17 protein-coding genes are annotated in these 13,964 nt (G+C 73.3%); 7 read left to right on the top strand and 10 right to left on the bottom strand.

The window, feature by feature from the left end:
• Window positions 1–3: 3 nt before the first annotated feature.
• Genes ACGFRG_RS34095 through ACGFRG_RS34075 form a run of 5 tightly spaced genes read right to left on the bottom strand, consistent with a single transcriptional unit; the run spans window position 4 to window position 4,996 of the window.
• Window positions 4–726: a VIT family protein gene (locus ACGFRG_RS34095; RefSeq protein WP_361431663.1), complete on the bottom strand. Its 723-nt coding sequence runs from the start codon at window positions 724–726 to the stop codon at window positions 4–6.
• Between the two features lie 25 nt (window positions 727–751).
• Window positions 752–1,981 carry an amidohydrolase family protein gene (locus tag ACGFRG_RS34090; protein WP_393270303.1) on the bottom strand — a complete coding sequence of 410 codons (1,230 nt, stop codon included), beginning with the start codon at window positions 1,979–1,981 and terminating at the stop codon, window positions 752–754.
• Window positions 1,978–3,261, bottom strand: coding sequence for an amidohydrolase family protein (locus ACGFRG_RS34085; protein WP_361431668.1), 1,284 nt, complete (start codon window positions 3,259–3,261; stop codon window positions 1,978–1,980). Before ACGFRG_RS34085 ends, ACGFRG_RS34090 begins: the two co-directional genes overlap by 4 nt.
• Window positions 3,262–3,314: 53 nt before the next feature.
• Window positions 3,315–4,199 carry an SDR family NAD(P)-dependent oxidoreductase gene (locus tag ACGFRG_RS34080; RefSeq protein ID WP_393270298.1) on the bottom strand — a complete coding sequence of 295 codons (885 nt, stop codon included), beginning with the start codon at window positions 4,197–4,199 and terminating at the stop codon, window positions 3,315–3,317.
• Window positions 4,199–4,996 carry an acetoacetate decarboxylase family protein gene (locus ACGFRG_RS34075; RefSeq protein WP_361431673.1) on the bottom strand — a complete coding sequence of 266 codons (798 nt, stop codon included), beginning with the start codon at window positions 4,994–4,996 and terminating at the stop codon, window positions 4,199–4,201. Before ACGFRG_RS34075 ends, ACGFRG_RS34080 begins: the two co-directional genes overlap by 1 nt.
• Window positions 4,997–5,131: 135 nt before the next feature.
• On the opposite strand from ACGFRG_RS34075, the gene ACGFRG_RS34070 reads away from it, so the two are divergent.
• The 6 genes from ACGFRG_RS34070 to ACGFRG_RS34045 all read left to right on the top strand — a co-directional run bounded on the left by ACGFRG_RS34070 (window position 5,132) and on the right by ACGFRG_RS34045 (window position 10,595).
• Complete coding sequence (locus ACGFRG_RS34070; protein ID WP_393270295.1) at window positions 5,132–5,755, top strand: TetR/AcrR family transcriptional regulator; 624 nt, start codon at window positions 5,132–5,134, stop codon at window positions 5,753–5,755.
• Between the two features lie 40 nt (window positions 5,756–5,795).
• On the top strand, window positions 5,796–6,773 hold the full coding sequence (locus ACGFRG_RS34065) for a DEDDh family exonuclease (protein WP_361431678.1): 978 nt from the start codon (window positions 5,796–5,798) through the stop codon (window positions 6,771–6,773).
• Window positions 6,774–6,826: 53 nt separating this feature from the next.
• The gene (locus ACGFRG_RS34060; protein WP_188274533.1) at window positions 6,827–7,060 is read left to right on the top strand and encodes a hypothetical protein; all 234 of its coding nucleotides are present in this window, start codon (window positions 6,827–6,829) and stop codon (window positions 7,058–7,060) included.
• Window positions 7,061–7,139: 79 nt separating this feature from the next.
• A complete protein-coding gene (locus ACGFRG_RS34055; RefSeq protein WP_393270292.1) occupies window positions 7,140–7,925 on the top strand; it encodes an SURF1 family protein in 786 nt (261 codons plus the stop codon).
• A 125-nt stretch (window positions 7,926–8,050) separates the two neighbouring features.
• The gene (locus tag ACGFRG_RS34050; protein ID WP_393270290.1) at window positions 8,051–9,835 is read left to right on the top strand and encodes a glycoside hydrolase family 15 protein; all 1,785 of its coding nucleotides are present in this window, start codon (window positions 8,051–8,053) and stop codon (window positions 9,833–9,835) included.
• A 4-nt stretch (window positions 9,836–9,839) separates the two neighbouring features.
• Window positions 9,840–10,595, top strand: coding sequence for an SDR family oxidoreductase (locus ACGFRG_RS34045; protein ID WP_393270288.1), 756 nt, complete (start codon window positions 9,840–9,842; stop codon window positions 10,593–10,595).
• 58 nt (window positions 10,596–10,653) lie between these two features.
• Here the strand turns inward: ACGFRG_RS34045 and amaP are convergent, their stop codons facing one another.
• Genes amaP through ACGFRG_RS34020 form a run of 5 tightly spaced genes read right to left on the bottom strand, consistent with a single transcriptional unit; the run spans window position 10,654 to window position 13,043 of the window.
• Entirely contained in the window at window positions 10,654–11,232 is a 579-nt protein-coding gene (gene amaP / locus ACGFRG_RS34040; RefSeq protein ID WP_393270286.1) for an alkaline shock response membrane anchor protein AmaP, read from the bottom strand.
• Between the two features lie 4 nt (window positions 11,233–11,236).
• Entirely contained in the window at window positions 11,237–11,941 is a 705-nt protein-coding gene (locus ACGFRG_RS34035; protein WP_361431692.1) for a DUF6286 domain-containing protein, read from the bottom strand.
• Window positions 11,938–12,306, bottom strand: a complete 369-nt coding sequence (locus tag ACGFRG_RS34030; protein ID WP_361431694.1) for an iron-sulfur cluster assembly protein — start codon at window positions 12,304–12,306, stop codon at window positions 11,938–11,940. Before ACGFRG_RS34030 ends, ACGFRG_RS34035 begins: the two co-directional genes overlap by 4 nt.
• A gap of 9 nt (window positions 12,307–12,315) precedes the next feature.
• Complete coding sequence (locus tag ACGFRG_RS34025; protein ID WP_361431696.1) at window positions 12,316–12,507, bottom strand: hypothetical protein; 192 nt, start codon at window positions 12,505–12,507, stop codon at window positions 12,316–12,318.
• Between the two features lie 29 nt (window positions 12,508–12,536).
• Window positions 12,537–13,043: an Asp23/Gls24 family envelope stress response protein gene (locus ACGFRG_RS34020; protein ID WP_361431698.1), complete on the bottom strand. Its 507-nt coding sequence runs from the start codon at window positions 13,041–13,043 to the stop codon at window positions 12,537–12,539.
• A gap of 88 nt (window positions 13,044–13,131) precedes the next feature.
• Between ACGFRG_RS34020 and ACGFRG_RS34015 the strand changes: the two genes are divergently transcribed.
• Window positions 13,132–13,779 carry a nucleopolyhedrovirus P10 family protein gene (locus ACGFRG_RS34015; protein WP_361431701.1) on the top strand — a complete coding sequence of 216 codons (648 nt, stop codon included), beginning with the start codon at window positions 13,132–13,134 and terminating at the stop codon, window positions 13,777–13,779.
• Window positions 13,780–13,964 lie beyond the last annotated feature (185 nt).

Genomic DNA, 13,964 nt, shown 5'->3' with positions numbered 1-13,964 from the left:
CCCTCAACCCCCCGCCGCCCCCAACAACACCCCCGCCACATACGTAACCCCCATCGCCACCGCACCCCCACTCACATTGCGCAGCACCGCCGCCCCCGCCGGTGCCGAGCCCAGTCGGGCGCTCCACCAGCCGGTCAGGGCCAGGGCCGCCAGGACCGAGCCGACCGTCACGTACAGGCGTACCGAAGACGGCGGCAGCACGATCGCCAGCAGGGGGAGCAGCGCGCCGACCGTGAAGGCCAGGAAGCTCGCGCCCGCCGCGTGCCAGGGGTTGGCCAGCTCGTCGGGGTCGATGCCGAGCTCCACGCGCGCGTGGGCGCGCAGGGCGTCGCGCTCGGTGAGCTGCTGCGCGGCCTCCCGGGCCAGTTCCGGGCTGAGCCCGCGGCCCTCCAGCAGGCCGGTCAGCTCGTCCAGTTCGGCCTCCGGCTCCTCGCTCAGCTCGCGCCGCTCCAGCGCGAGGGCGGCCTTCTCGGAGTCGCGCTGGGTCGACACCGAGACGTACTCGCCCGCCGCCATCGACATCGAGCCCGCGAGCAGGCCGGCGAGGCCCGCCGTCAGGAGCGTAGAGCGGTCCCCCGTCGCGCCCGCCACGCCGACGACGAGGCCCGCCGTGGACACGATGCCGTCGTTGGCACCCAGGACCGCCGCCCGCAGCCAGTTCAGGCGCGTACCGAGGGCTCCGTGATGGGCCTCGCCGTGGCCCTCGGCCGTCTCCGCTTCCGTCATGCGGCGAAGGGTCTCACCCCCGCCGTCACCACACCCGTACCGACCCACCGAGGGCGAACACCGGGCTCGTCGCGTCCGGCGGGATCTCCTTGAGCGGCTCGGCGATCTCCTCGACGGTGGGGCCCACCGTCGCCGCGAGCGCGTCCAGGAGCGGCAGATCGAAGCCGTACACGCGCGCCGCGTTGCCGCCCACCATCCGCGCCACCTCCTCCTGCGACAGCCCCGCGTACGCGATCCGCAGGCCCTCGCGGGAGTACGGGGTCGTGCCCTCGTCGTGCGGGTAGTCGCTGCCCCACATGATCTTGTCGAGGCCGATCCGGTCGCGCAGCCGCACCTCGTGCGGGCGCATGAAGCTGGCGCCCACATAGCAGTTGTCGCGCCAGACCCGGCTCGGGCCCTCGCCCATCGACTCGGCGAGCCCCGCGCCGAACCTGGACTCCGCCGTCGCCGCCCGGGTCGCGGCCGACACCAGGCGCTCGTGGTAGTAGTCCAGCATCTCGATGACGCCGGGGATCCAGCCCGAGCCCTGTTCGGTGAGGACCAGTTTGAGCGAGGGGTGGCGGCGGAACGCGCCGCCGAAGATCAGGTGCCACAGCGCCCGGTGCGAGAACCAGGTGGTCTCCACCATGAAGACGGCCCGCGCGGACGGTTCCTCGCCGAGCGGCGGCGACGCGGAGCCGCCGTGGTGGTTGACCGGGACGTCCAGGTCCGCGCAGACCGTCCAGAGCGGGTCGTACGCCGCCGAGTAGAGCTCCGGCAGTCCCGAGCCCGGTGGTGCGCCCGGGAGCATGACGCCGCCGGTCAGGCCCGCCTCCTTGGTCCGGCGGATCTCCGCCACCGCCCGGTCGACGTCGTTCAGGAGGATCTGCGCCACCCCGGCCCGGCGGCCCGGGACCAGCGCGCAGAAGTCGGCGAGCCAGCGGTTGTGGGCTCTCAGGCCCGCCCAGCGCAGGTCCAGCTCCTCCCGGGTCGGCGCGGGGGCCATCAGGGACGCCGACGGGAAGAACGGCGGGATCGTGTTGGGGAAGATCACCTCCGCCACGATCCCGTCCGCCGCCAGGTCGGCGACGCGCCGCTCGGAGTTCCAGTTGCGGTCGGCGGTGTCGGCGAGCAGGTCCTCGTGCGGGTTGACGTAGGTGGCGGCCCAGGCGTCGAAGTCGTCGTGGTACCGCTTCTCCAGGTAGGGCCGGTAGTCGAGGAGGTCGGCGCCCGCGTGGCAGTCGGCCGAGATCACGGTGTAGCGGTCGGCCGTCATGACGCCCCCAGGACCGGGAAGTCGTGGTCGGTCAGCCAGTGCCGGCCCACCTCGCGCGAGCGCGCCCAGGACGCCTCGACCGCCGACTGGTCGTCGCTCTGGCCGAGTTCGGCCGGGGTCGGGCCGATGCGCCGGGCGACCGGAGCGAGCTTGTCGACGTCGAAGCCGAAGACCTCGGCCGCCGCCAGGCCCAGCATGCGGCGCGTCTCGGTCACGGGGATGTCGTGGAAGGTCTTCCTCAGCCACTCCCGGGTGTGCGGCCAGGTGCCTTCCGGGTGCGGGAAGTCGGAACCCCACAGGATGTTGTCGACACCTATCTCGTAGCGCTGGGCCAGCTCACGGCGCTTGGTGTTGGTGGCGCAGACGAACATCTGCCGGTCCAGGTACTCGCTCGGCGGCCGCTTCAGCTCGGCGAACGGCGAGAGCTTCTTGCCGCCGTGGGCGCCCAGATACAGCCGGTCCATGAACCACAGCAGATTCGGCAGCCACCAGCAGCCCGACTCCGCCACCCCGAACCTGAGCCCCGGATGGCGTTCGAAGACACCGGACCAGAGCAGGAACCACAGCGGCCGCGCGGGCCACCAGGTGACCTCGCTGACGTAGATGCCGAGGTGGTCGCCGTACTCGTGGCGGGGCGCCGCGCCCGAGTGGGTGACCAGCGGCATCCCGGTCTCGGCGGCCGCCGCCCACACCGGGTCGTAGCGGCGGTCGTGGTACGGGGCCTTGTCCACCCACATCGAGGGGATCATCAGCGCCCCGAGCCCCGACTCCCTGGCCCGGTGGATCTCGGCCACCACGCGCGCGACGTCGCCCGTCACCGGCAGCAGGGCCACCCCGCAGTGCCGTTCGGGACAGTGCCCGACGAACTCGGCCAGCCAGCGGTTGTGCGCCTGGGCGCCCGCCATGCCGAGCTCCGGGTCCTGGTCGCCGGACAGGCCCAGGCCCACGCCGAAGGGCGCGGCGGTGCCGCTGTCGACAGCGTCCGCGTCGGGGAAGACCACCTCGGCCGCGACGCCGTCGCCGTCGAGCTCCTTGAGCCGCCGCTCGACGTCCCAACCGCCTTTGAGGCCTTCCTCGTTGTCGGCGAACCACTTGGACGCGAAGGCCTCGTTGCGTACGCCCAGGCGGGTCATCTCCTCGCGGCGCCGCTCACGCCCGGCGAGGAAGTCGTCGAACTCCCGGTGGAAGCGGGAGTCGAGATAGGGCCGGTACCGCTCGGTGGGCAGTCCGGCGTGGCAGTCGGAGGAAATGATCAGATACGGGTCGTTCGGCTCGGTCATCTCTGCCGTCCTCGGTCCTCTGTCGTCGGTCCTCGGTGCTCCGTCGCCAGTCCTCAGTCGAGAATGAAGTTCTCCAGGTACGCCGGTTCGGCCCGGTCCAGCATCGACTGCGACCTGGCCCTGATCTGCCGGTCGCTGTGCTCGCTCGGCGGGAGCAGCCAGAAGCGGTCGGCCCGGACGCCGGCCACGACCGTCTCGGCGACGTCCTCGACCGGGGTGAACTCGATCTCGCGCCCGGCCGCCCGCATCGCCGCCTCCCACTGGTCCAGGCTGCGGTAGGGCGTTCTGCGGGGCCGCTCCTTGGCGTACCGCTCGGGCCGGTTGCGGTGCGACTCCCACAGGCCCGTGCGCAGCATGTGCGGGCCGGGGAAGAGCACGGACGCGCCCACGCGCGCGTGCTCCGCCTTCAGATGCGCGTACAGCGACTCGGTCATCGTGACGACGGCCGCCTTGGTGACCGCGTACACGGACGCGGTGGGCAGCGGTGCGATCCCGCCGTCGCTGGAGGAGGTGTTGACCACATGGCCCGCCTCGCCCGAGGCGATCATGCGGGGGACGAAGGTCTGGATGCCGTGGAAGACGCCCCACACATTGACGGCGAAGGCCCACTTCCAGTCGTTGACCTCGTGCTCCCACATCCGGCCCTCGGCCCCGGAGCCGACGCCCGCGTTGTTGCAGAGCACATGGACGCCCCCGAAGGCGTCGTAGGCGGCGTCGGCGAGCGCTCGTACCGAATCGCGCTCGGAGACGTCGGTCACGCGCGCGTGCACCCGCGCGCCCTCCTCGCGCACCTCCTCGGCCGCCTTGTGGAGGGCGGCCTCCTCGACGTCGGCGAGGACGACGTTCAGGCCCTCGGCCGCGAACCGGCGGGCCATCGCGAGCCCGATCCCGCTCGCCGCGCCCGTGACCACCGCGGTCTGCCCCTCGGCGAGCCGCATCAGACGCTCCCCGCCGGCGGCCCGTCGAGGATCTGCCGCGGGTCGTCGTAGCGCTGGTGGATGTACGGCAACAGGGCCTGCGCGCTGACCCGTTCGGCCACCCGGCCGCGCTGGTCGGTGGTCTTCTCGCCGATGGTGATCTCCACGACGCGGCGCACCGGCAGATCGGCGACCGGGTCGAACATCGACTCGCGCAGCACCACGTCCCCGGTGATCCGCTCCAGCTTGCGGACCTTCTCGTTCCGTACGCAGTGGACCAGGACCGGGTCCATCTCGAAGCCCTCGCCGTCCACGGCGGGCAGGAACTTGAAGTAGAAGTCGACCTTCTCGGTGGGCGCGGGCAGCGGCAGCACGCTGTCGACGGCCCCGCGCACCTCGACGAAGGCGATGCCGTGCCGGGCGAGCGCGGCCCGTACGACCAGGCCGTCCCGCTCGACGGTGACCTCGCCGAGCTTCTTCGGCTCGCCGAACACCTCGCGCCCGCCGATCAGCGCGCGCTCATGGGTCATCGGCATCACCAGCGGGTACCACCCGGGCTGCCCGTCGTGGACGGCACAGACCGCCACCGAGCCCGCGCCGAGCCGGTAGCCGGGCAGGTCGACGCGGCTGATGTTCGCCCGTACGAGTGACTTCTCGGCGGGCTTGAGCGGCGGCGGCAGAACGGCCGCGACCGCGTCCGGATCGCTCTCCCAGACGGCCGTCACACCGGTGGACCAGATGTCGGGGAGCTTCGCGCTCGCGGCCCGAGCGGCCCGGATCTCCTCCTGGGTACGGGCTCCGTACCGTACGCGTGCCATGTCGTACCACCCTTCGTCGGTCGTGCCTCAGCCTGTGTTCGCCGTGCCGTCCCCCGGGTTCTGTAACACAGTTACACCGCCGCCGATGAAGGGTAAAGAGCCGTGCGGGAACCGGAGTTGGGAAGGCGGCGGGCCATGACGCGTACGTCTTTGAGCCGCGAGGAGATCCTGGCGGCCGCCGGGGCCCTGGTCCGGCAGCACGGCCCGGCGGCCCTCACCATGCGGAAGCTCGCCGCCGACCTGGGCACGGCGGTGACCTCGATCTACTGGCACGTCGGCAACCGCGAATCGCTGCTCGACGCGCTCGTCGAGCTGACCGTGCGGGAGCTGGGCGAGATCAGACCGCGCGGGCGCACCCCGGCCGCCCGGATCGTCTCGGTCGCCACCGCCCTGCGCCGGGAGCTGCGCGAGCGCCCGCATCTGATCGCGCTGGTCCATGAACGCGGCCTCACCGAGCGGATGTTCCTGCCCGCCCAGCAGGCCCTGGTCCACGAGGTCCACACGGCCGGGCTACGCGGGGCCGCCGCGGCGCGGGTGGTGCGGGCCGTCCAGACCCAGGTCGTCGGCCATGTCCTGGTCGAGCGCTACCGCGAACGCGCCCCGGCCCAGCACCCCGGCGAGGACGAGCTCTGGCACACCGCGTCCGCCGAGCACGACCCGGCGCTCGCCCGCGCGCTGGCCCGGCCGGCGGACCCGGAGCGGCTGTTCGCGACCTCGGTGCGGGCCCTGGTGGACGGGCTGCTGGCGCAGCCGCGTTGACGGGCGCCGGTCGGACTGTCAGTGCGGCCCCGTATTCTCTGTGACCATGCTCGACGACCGTACGACAGCAGCGCCGACGTGGCCGACCGCCTACCCACAGGGGTACGCGGTCGTCGACGTGGAGACCACCGGACTCGCCCGCGACGACCGGATAGTGTCGGCTGCCGTCTACCGCCTGGACGCCCAGGGCAATGTCGAGGACCACTGGTACACGCTGGTCAACCCCGAGCGCGACCCGGGGCCGGTGTGGATCCACGGGCTGACCACCGACGTGCTGGCCGACGCGCCGCTCTTCCCGGACATCGCCGGGGAGTTCGCCGAGCGCCTGGACGGCCGGGTCCTGGTCGCGCACAACGCGATCTTCGACTGGCAGATGATCGCCAGGGAGTACGCACGGGCGAAGCGGACCGCGCCGGTGCGCCAGCGGCTGTGCACCATCGCGCTCTCCAAGGAGCTCGCCCTGCCGCTGCCCAACCACAAACTGGAGTCGCTGGCCGCGCACTACGGAGTGGTGCAGCAGCGCGCGCACCACGCGCTCGACGACGCGCGCGTGCTGGCCGAGGCGTTCCGCCCGAGCCTGCACGAGGCGGCGCGGGTGGGTGCCCGGCTGCCGCTGCTCGAATGCCGCCCGCTGACCGAGTGGTCGGACGCGCCGCCCACGCCGCGCATCGGCTACCAGGCGTCCTACCGAGGTGCGAGCTGGCGCCCGGCCCGAAAGCGCCCGGCGTGCCCGTACCCCAACCCGGGGCGTTACGAAGCGGACAAACCACTCAAGCAGGGCATGCGGGTGGCGTTCTCCGGGGACACCTCCATCGACCGGGAGCTCCTGGAGGACCGGGCCGTCGAGGCCGGGCTGCACGTGGCGACCAGCGTGTCCCGGCTCACCAGTCTGCTGGTGACCAACGACCCGGACTCGGCGACCTCGAAGACCGTCAAGGCGAAGTCGTTCGGCACCCCGGTCGTCGACGAGGCCGCCTTCACCCAGCTGCTGCGGGACGTGGCTCCGGCAGACGGGTGAGTGCAGGGCGTGCCGCCCGCCGATGCGGCCCGGCGCGCCGCACCCTGTGGCGCATGGCACGTTGTGAGGTCTGCGGAAACGACTACGGGATGTCCTTCGAGGTGCACGCGCAGGGCGCGGTGCACGTCTTCGACTGCTTCTCCTGCGCCATTCACCGCATGGCGCCCATCTGCGAACACTGCCGGGTCCAGGTGATCGGCCAGGGCGTCGAGGTCGAGGGGCACTGGTACTGCGGCGGGCACTGCGCCCGAGCGGAGGGCAGGGTGGGCATCGTCGACAAGGTCTGACCCCCCGTATCCCGAAGGGGGCCTCCCGTACTGCCGACCCCCCTGAGAACACCCCATGGCGGAGTTGTACCGTCGTGGGGTGTATCGCTTCCTGTTGTCCCGGCAGTGGGTGCTCGTCACCCTCCTCGCCCTCGTTCTCATCCCCACGATGATCGAGCTGGGCTTCTGGCAGCTGCACCGCCACCAGCACCGCGTCGCGCAGAACGCCGTCATCGCGGACAACCTGAAGGCGAAGCCGGTCCCGGTGACCCAGCTCACCTCCCCCGGGCACGTCGTCCCGCACTCCCAGTACTGGCTGCGGGTCACCGCCACCGGTACCTACGACACCGCCCATGAGGTCGTCGTGCGCCGGCGGACCGCGGCCGACGGCCGCGTCGGCTACCACGTGCTCACCCCGTTCATCCTGGACAGCGGCCCGACCGTGCTGATCAACCGCGGCTGGGTGGCGGACAACGGCAGCCAGACCGAGTTCCCGAAGATCCCCGCGCCACCCAAGGGCGATGTCACCGTCACCGGGCGGCTGATGGCCGACCAGACGACCGCGGCCAGCGGCATCAAGGACGTCAAGGGCCTGCCGCCCCGCCAGGTCATGCTCATCAGCAGCGCCCAGCAGCAGAAGGCACTGGGGCGGCCGGTCCTCGGCGGCTACATCGAGCAGACCGCGCCCGAGTCGGACTCCCCCGAGCTGATCCCCGCCCCCGACCACTCCTCGATCGGTCCCCACATGGCGTACGCCGTCCAGTGGTGGCTGTTCACCGCCGGGGTCCCGGTCGGCTGGGTGATCCTGGTCCGCCGCGAGAAGCGCGACCGGGCCGAGGCTGCGGCGAACGCCGAGGGCGAGCTGCCCGCGCCCGCGGCCGCCTGAGCCACCCTCGTACCACCGCCGCGCCCCCGTCCGAGGCGTACCGGCGCGTTCTGTTCGCCTACCGTCCGGTCGTATTGACGTATTGGCCTGATTGACAATTCCGCCGGGCGGGAACACGCCACTGCGTGACGCGACGTATCCAGCGCATCGAGGACTACGCCCTCATCGGCGATCTGCAGACCGCCGCCCTGGTGGGCCGGGACGGCTCCATCGACTGGCTGTGCCTGCCCCGCTTCGACTCGGCGGCCTGCTTCGCGGCGCTGCTCGGCGAGGACGACAACGGCCACTGGCGGATCGCCCCGGCGGGCGCCGGGGACTGCACCCGCCGCGCCTACCTCGACGACTCGCTCGTCCTGGAGTCCGTGTGGGAGACCCGCACCGGCACGGTCAAGGTCATCGACTTCATGCCGCAGCGCGATGTCATGCCGGACGTCGTACGGATCATCGAGGGCGTCAGCGGCAGCGTGGAGATGAGCTCGGTCCTGCGGCTGCGCTTCGACTACGGCCGGGTGGTGCCCTGGGTGCGCCGGGCCGACGGCCACCGGGTCGCCATCGCGGGCCCCGACTCGGTCTGGCTGCGCACCGATCCGGCGGTCAAGACGTGGGGCCAGCAGATGAGCACCCGCTCGTCGTTCACGGTCGGGCCGGGCGAGAAGGTCGCGTTCGTCCTCACCTGGCATCCCTCGCACGAGCCGCGGCCGTCGATAATCGATCCGTACGAGGCGCTGGAGCAGAGCCTGGCGGACTGGCGCGAATGGGCCGACAAGTGCCGCACCGAAGGCCCCTACCGGGACGCGGTGGTCCGCTCCCTCATCACGCTCAAGGCGCTCACCTACGCGCCGACCGGCGGCATCGTGGCGGCCCCCACGACCTCGCTCCCCGAGGAGATCGGGGGCGTGCGCAACTGGGACTACCGTTTCTGCTGGCTGCGCGACTCCACGCTGACCCTGGAGGCGCTGGTCACCGCCGGCTATCTGGAGGAGGCGGCGGCCTGGCGCGACTGGCTGCTGCGCGCGGTCGCGGGCGACCCGGCGGACCTCCAGATCATGTACGGGCTCGGCGGCGAGCGACGGCTGCCGGAGGTCGAACTGCCCTGGCTGAGCGGCCACTTCGACTCCACCCCGGTCCGCATCGGCAACGCCGCCGTCGACCAGCTCCAGCTCGATGTGTACGGGGAGGTCATCGACTCGCTGCATCTGGCCCGTACCGCGGGCATGGCCGCCAAGCCGCACACCTGGAACGTCGAACTCAGCCTGCTCGGCTTCCTGGAGTCCCGCTGGCGCGAGCCGGACGAGGGGCTGTGGGAGGTACGCGGCACGCGCCGCCACTTCGTGCACTCCAAGGTGATGGCGTGGGTCGCCGCCGACCGCGCGGTCCGGGCCCTGGAGAGCGACCCGGCGCGGCGCGGCGACGCGGAGCGCTGGCGGCGCATGCGCGACGAGGTGCACCGGGAGGTCTGCGAGAAGGGCTTCGACCCGGAGCGGAACACCTTCACGCAGTCGTACGGGTCCGCCGAGCTGGACGCGGCGACGCTGCTCATCCCGCGCGTCGGGTTCCTGCCGGGCGACGACCCGCGCGTGATCGGGACGGTGGACGCGGTGCGGGCCGAACTCGGCCGGGACGGCTTCCTGCGCCGCTACAGCACCGAGGGCCGCCGTACGGTCGACGGGCTGCCCGGCAGCGAGGGCACGTTCCTGGTCTGCTCGTTCTGGCTGGCCGACGCGCTGCGGCTGACCGGCCGCGAGAAGGAGGCGCGGGACCTGTTCGAGCGGCTGCTCGCGCTGCGCAACGACGTGGGGCTGCTCGCCGAGGAGTACGACCCGGTGGCCAAGCGCCAGTTGGGGAACTTCCCGCAGGCGTTCAGCCACATCGGCCTGGTGGCGACCGCGCTGGGGCTGGAGGCAGGATAGGCGCATGGATCTTGGACTGAAGGACCGCGTCTACGTCGTCACCGGCGCCTCCCGGGGCCTCGGCCTCGCCTCCGCGACGGCGCTCGCGGCCGATGGCGCGAAGGTGGTGCTCAGCGGCCGCGACGAGAAGTCGGTGGCCGAGGCCGCCGCCGGGCTCGGCCCGAACGCGGTGGGCGTGGCAGCCGACAACGCCGACCCGGCGACGCCCGCCCGGCTGATCGCCACCGCCCGCGAGCGGTTCGGCCGCTTCGACGGCGTGCTGATCAGCGTCGGCGGCCCGGCCCCCGGCTTCGTCGCCGACAACACGGACGAGCAGTGGTGGTCGGCCTTCGACTCGGTGTTCCTGGGGGCGGTACGGACGGCTCGCACGGCGGCCGCCGAGCTCGACGAGGGCGGGGTGATCGGCTTCGTCCTGTCCGCGTCGGTCCATGAGCCCATCCCGGGCCTGACCATCTCCAACGGGCTGCGCCCGGGGCTCGCGGGCTTCGCCAAGTCCCTGGCGGACGAGCTGGGCCCGCGCGGTATCCGCGTGGTCGGCCTGCTGCCGTCCCGGATCGACACCGACCGCGTACGGGAGCTGGACGCGCTGTCCGGCGACGCGGAGGCGGCGCGCGCCGCGAGCGAGTCCCGGATCCCGCTGCGCCGCTACGGCACGCCGGAGGAGTTCGGCCGCACGGCCGCGTTCCTGCTCTCGCCCGCCGCGTCGTATCTGACGGGCGTGATGCTGCCGGTGGACGGGGGCGCGCGGCACGGGTTCTGAGGCGCGCGGCCGGGCGGCCCGGGGTGCGGGGACCGGGGTGGGACCCGACCCGTTTCGGTCAACTGACCCGCTGCGGCCGGTGCTTGACCGCGCGCATCCGTACCTCGGCCGGGAGCGCGGCCAGGCCCGCCGAGTCACGGGCGTGGGCGAGGGCCTGCGAGGTGAGCAGCGCCAGGGCCTCGGCGGGGGCGGCGTGGGGTTCGAGCAGCAGGGCGGCACGGGCCGCCGGGGTGGTGCGGCGGCCGTGCAGGGTCACCTGGGCGCGCGCCACCCCGTGCAGCGCCTCCGCCTCGCCCGCCAGGACCGTCTCCAGGGCCCGGCCGCGCAGCAGCGCGCCCTCGCCGTCGCCGGAGTCCACCAGGACCTCGGCCAGGCGGGCCCGGCGCAGCTGGGCGAGCAGCCACCACAGGGCGAGCAGGATCAGCACGGCGAGCGCCGCGATGACCACCGGCCACCACCAGCCGTAGTCGTGCCAGCGCCCCCGCCGGGCCCGGCTGAGCACCACGTCGTCGGTGCCGTGCCAGGGCCACCACGAGGGGACCGAGAGTCCGGACCCGGCGGCCAGCACCGCGCCGCCCGCCGCGACCAGCACCAGCCCCACCAGACCCAGCAGCACCCGGTTCACCGTACTCAGCACCGCTTCACCTCTTCCTGGCGGCGCGGCCCACGTGCACGGACATGCCCGGCTGCGCGGCGAGCCCGAGCTCCTTGATGCCCGTCCCGAGCGCGGCGTCCAAATCGGCCCGTACGTCGTCGAGTTCGCGGAAGTGCGAGACCGCGCGCACCGCGACCTTGGCGCGGCCCACCCGGACCCGCGCCGACTGCACGCCCGGGACCTCCATCGCCCGGTCCCGCAGCACCAGCGCGGCGGCGGCCCGGTCCAGCCCGGCCCGCACGTCGGCGGACGGGCGCCGCATCACCAGCACGTCCCGCAGCCCGGGCGTCAGCGCGAGCACGATCAGCCAGAGGCCGAGCGCCACCACGACACCCGCTCCGGCGAGCACCACCACGTCGTCCACGGCGTGCTCGGCCAGCCAGTCGGCGCCGCGGCGGCGCCAGCGCATCGCCGGGCGGTCGGCCCGGACGGCCGCGATGTCGTACAGCAGCGGCCCGGCCGCGGCGAGCACGAGGAGCGCCACGACGGTGGCGGGCACGCGCCGGGTCGACCAGAACCGGCCGCCCCCGCCGCCCGCCCCTTCCGCCAGGACGGGGTCGTACGCGGCGGACGACTGCGACTGGTCGAGCCCGCCCTCGGGGTTCTTCTCCAGAACGACGGGCATCCGGCGCGTGGCGTCGTCGCCCTCGGGCTCGTGCGGTGTCGACTCCCGCGGTGTGGGCTCGTTCATCGAATCCTCCCCCGATCCGCCGCCGTTCCGGTGTGCGCGGAGTGCAGCCGTTCGATCTGCACCGCCACCTCGGGCACCTCCATGCCCGCCAACGCCCTTACCCGCTCGGCGACTTGCCGACGCACGGCGCCGCACTGCGCGCCGATGTCGGAGGGGTAGCCGAGCTCCACGCTGACCCGGACCCGGGCCGCGTCCTGGTGGACCGTCACCGTCGCGTGGGGCGCGGCGCCACCTTCGGGGGGCGCGTCCAGCGCCTCGCGCGCCGCCTGTGCGGCGATCTTGGCCACCACCCGGTCGGCGATCCGGGTCGCACCGCGCTCCGCGGGCTCGATCCGCCGGGGCGACGCCGTCGACGACACCGTCATGGGGCCGTGTCACCGCCGCCGGTCGCCGCGGTCACGCGGACGGAAGAAGTCGCCTGGTTCGATATCGCCGTCCAGGAACCTGCCCGCCACGAAGCCGATCGCGCCGAGCGCCGCGACCAGCAAAAACGCCCCGAAGCCGCCGAAGTATCCGGCGAAGCCGAGGGCCATGCCGGCCACCATGCCGATCACCGCCATGCTCATGTTGAGCTCCTCAGTCGGGGGCCGGGGCCTCAGTGGAGACGTGGCTCCGGCTCGTCCTCTTCCTCATCGGGAAGTTTCACATCGCTCACCGCGATATTGACCTCGACGACCTCAAGTCCCGTCATCCGTTCGACGGCATCGATCACGTTCTCGCGCACGGCCCGGGCCACCTCGGAGATCGACACGCCGTAGTCGACGACGATCTCCAGGTCGAGGGCCGTCTGGACCTCGCCGACCTCGGCCTTGACGCCGCGCGACACCGCGGCCTTGCTGCCGCCGGGCACCCGGTCCCGGACGGCTCCGAAGGTACGCGACAGGCCGCTGCCCATCGCGTGCACCCCGCCGACCTCGCGGGCCGCGAGCCCGGCGATCTTCTCCACCACGCCGTCGGCGATGGTGGTACGCCCACGGGTCCCGGGATCACCCCCGCCACGCTTGGCGGAGGAAGCCTTCTTGGTCCCACTGGTCCCGCTGTCCGGCGAGTCCCGGTCCGGACCGGAGTGCTCGGGGCGGTTGCGCTGTGCGGTCTCGCTCATGGCGGTTCATCCCTTTCGGCTTCCCCCCGATTGCCCACACTAAGTGCGGTTCCCCACTCCCGCGCCAGGGATGCGGCAGGCTGGAGCAATGACGGCGGACGCGTGGGGCGCGGAAGTACGGCGCCGACTGGGCCTCGGCAGGCTGCTGCCGCTCGGGGAGGCGGCGGACGGGGTGTGGGTGACCGAGCGGGCGGCGGGGGCGGTGCTGTGCGCGGCCGCGGGTGCGGTGCCGGGGCTTGCGCTGACGGCCGTGCGCCTGTCGCTCGCGGCCCCGGACGCTTCCGGCCCGCCCGCCGCGTGGGCTCCGCCGAGCGCGCCGGGGGCGGGGCCGGTGCGGGTCTCGGCGGAGGTGGCGGTGTGGGGCGCCGAGCCGCTGCCGGGGCGGCTGGAGCGGCTGCGGGAGGTGCTGTGGGAGGCGGCGGACGCGCGGGTCGGCTTGGCGCTGACGGGCGTGGACGTGCACGTGACCGCGCTCCTGTCCGCCCCGGCGCAGCTGCCGCCGCGGACTCCCCCGGCCGGGCGCCCCCCGGACACCCCGCTGGCGCGGGCGGCCCTGTCGGTCCCGGGCGTGGCGTCCCTGACGGCGGAACTCGGCCATCCCCTGTCGCCTCGCCCCGATCGCCCCGACGTCCTGGAGCTGACGACGGCGGCGGGTCATCGGGCGCTGGATGTGGCGCGGGCGGTTCGGGGGGTGGTGGGGGGTGGGGTGGGGGTGCTGGTGACGTGGGTGGGGTGACGTTTCCCCACCCCGCCCCTTCCCTAAAGCCTCCGGCGGATGTCGTTTCGTCTGCGGCCCGGTGGGGGCTGGTCGCGCCCACGCGGCGGAGCCGCAAATGTCACAGCCCCGCGCCCCTTGATGGGCCCTTCGGGCCCTCCTGTAGGGGCGCGGGGCTGTGTCGATTTGCGGCTCCGCCGCGTGGG

This window comes from Streptomyces sp. NPDC048696 (assembly GCF_043198895.1).
GTDB lineage: Bacteria > Actinomycetota > Actinomycetes > Streptomycetales > Streptomycetaceae > Streptomyces.
The sequence above is the reverse complement of the archived record's forward strand: the minus strand, read 5'-3'. Positions and strand labels throughout refer to the sequence as shown.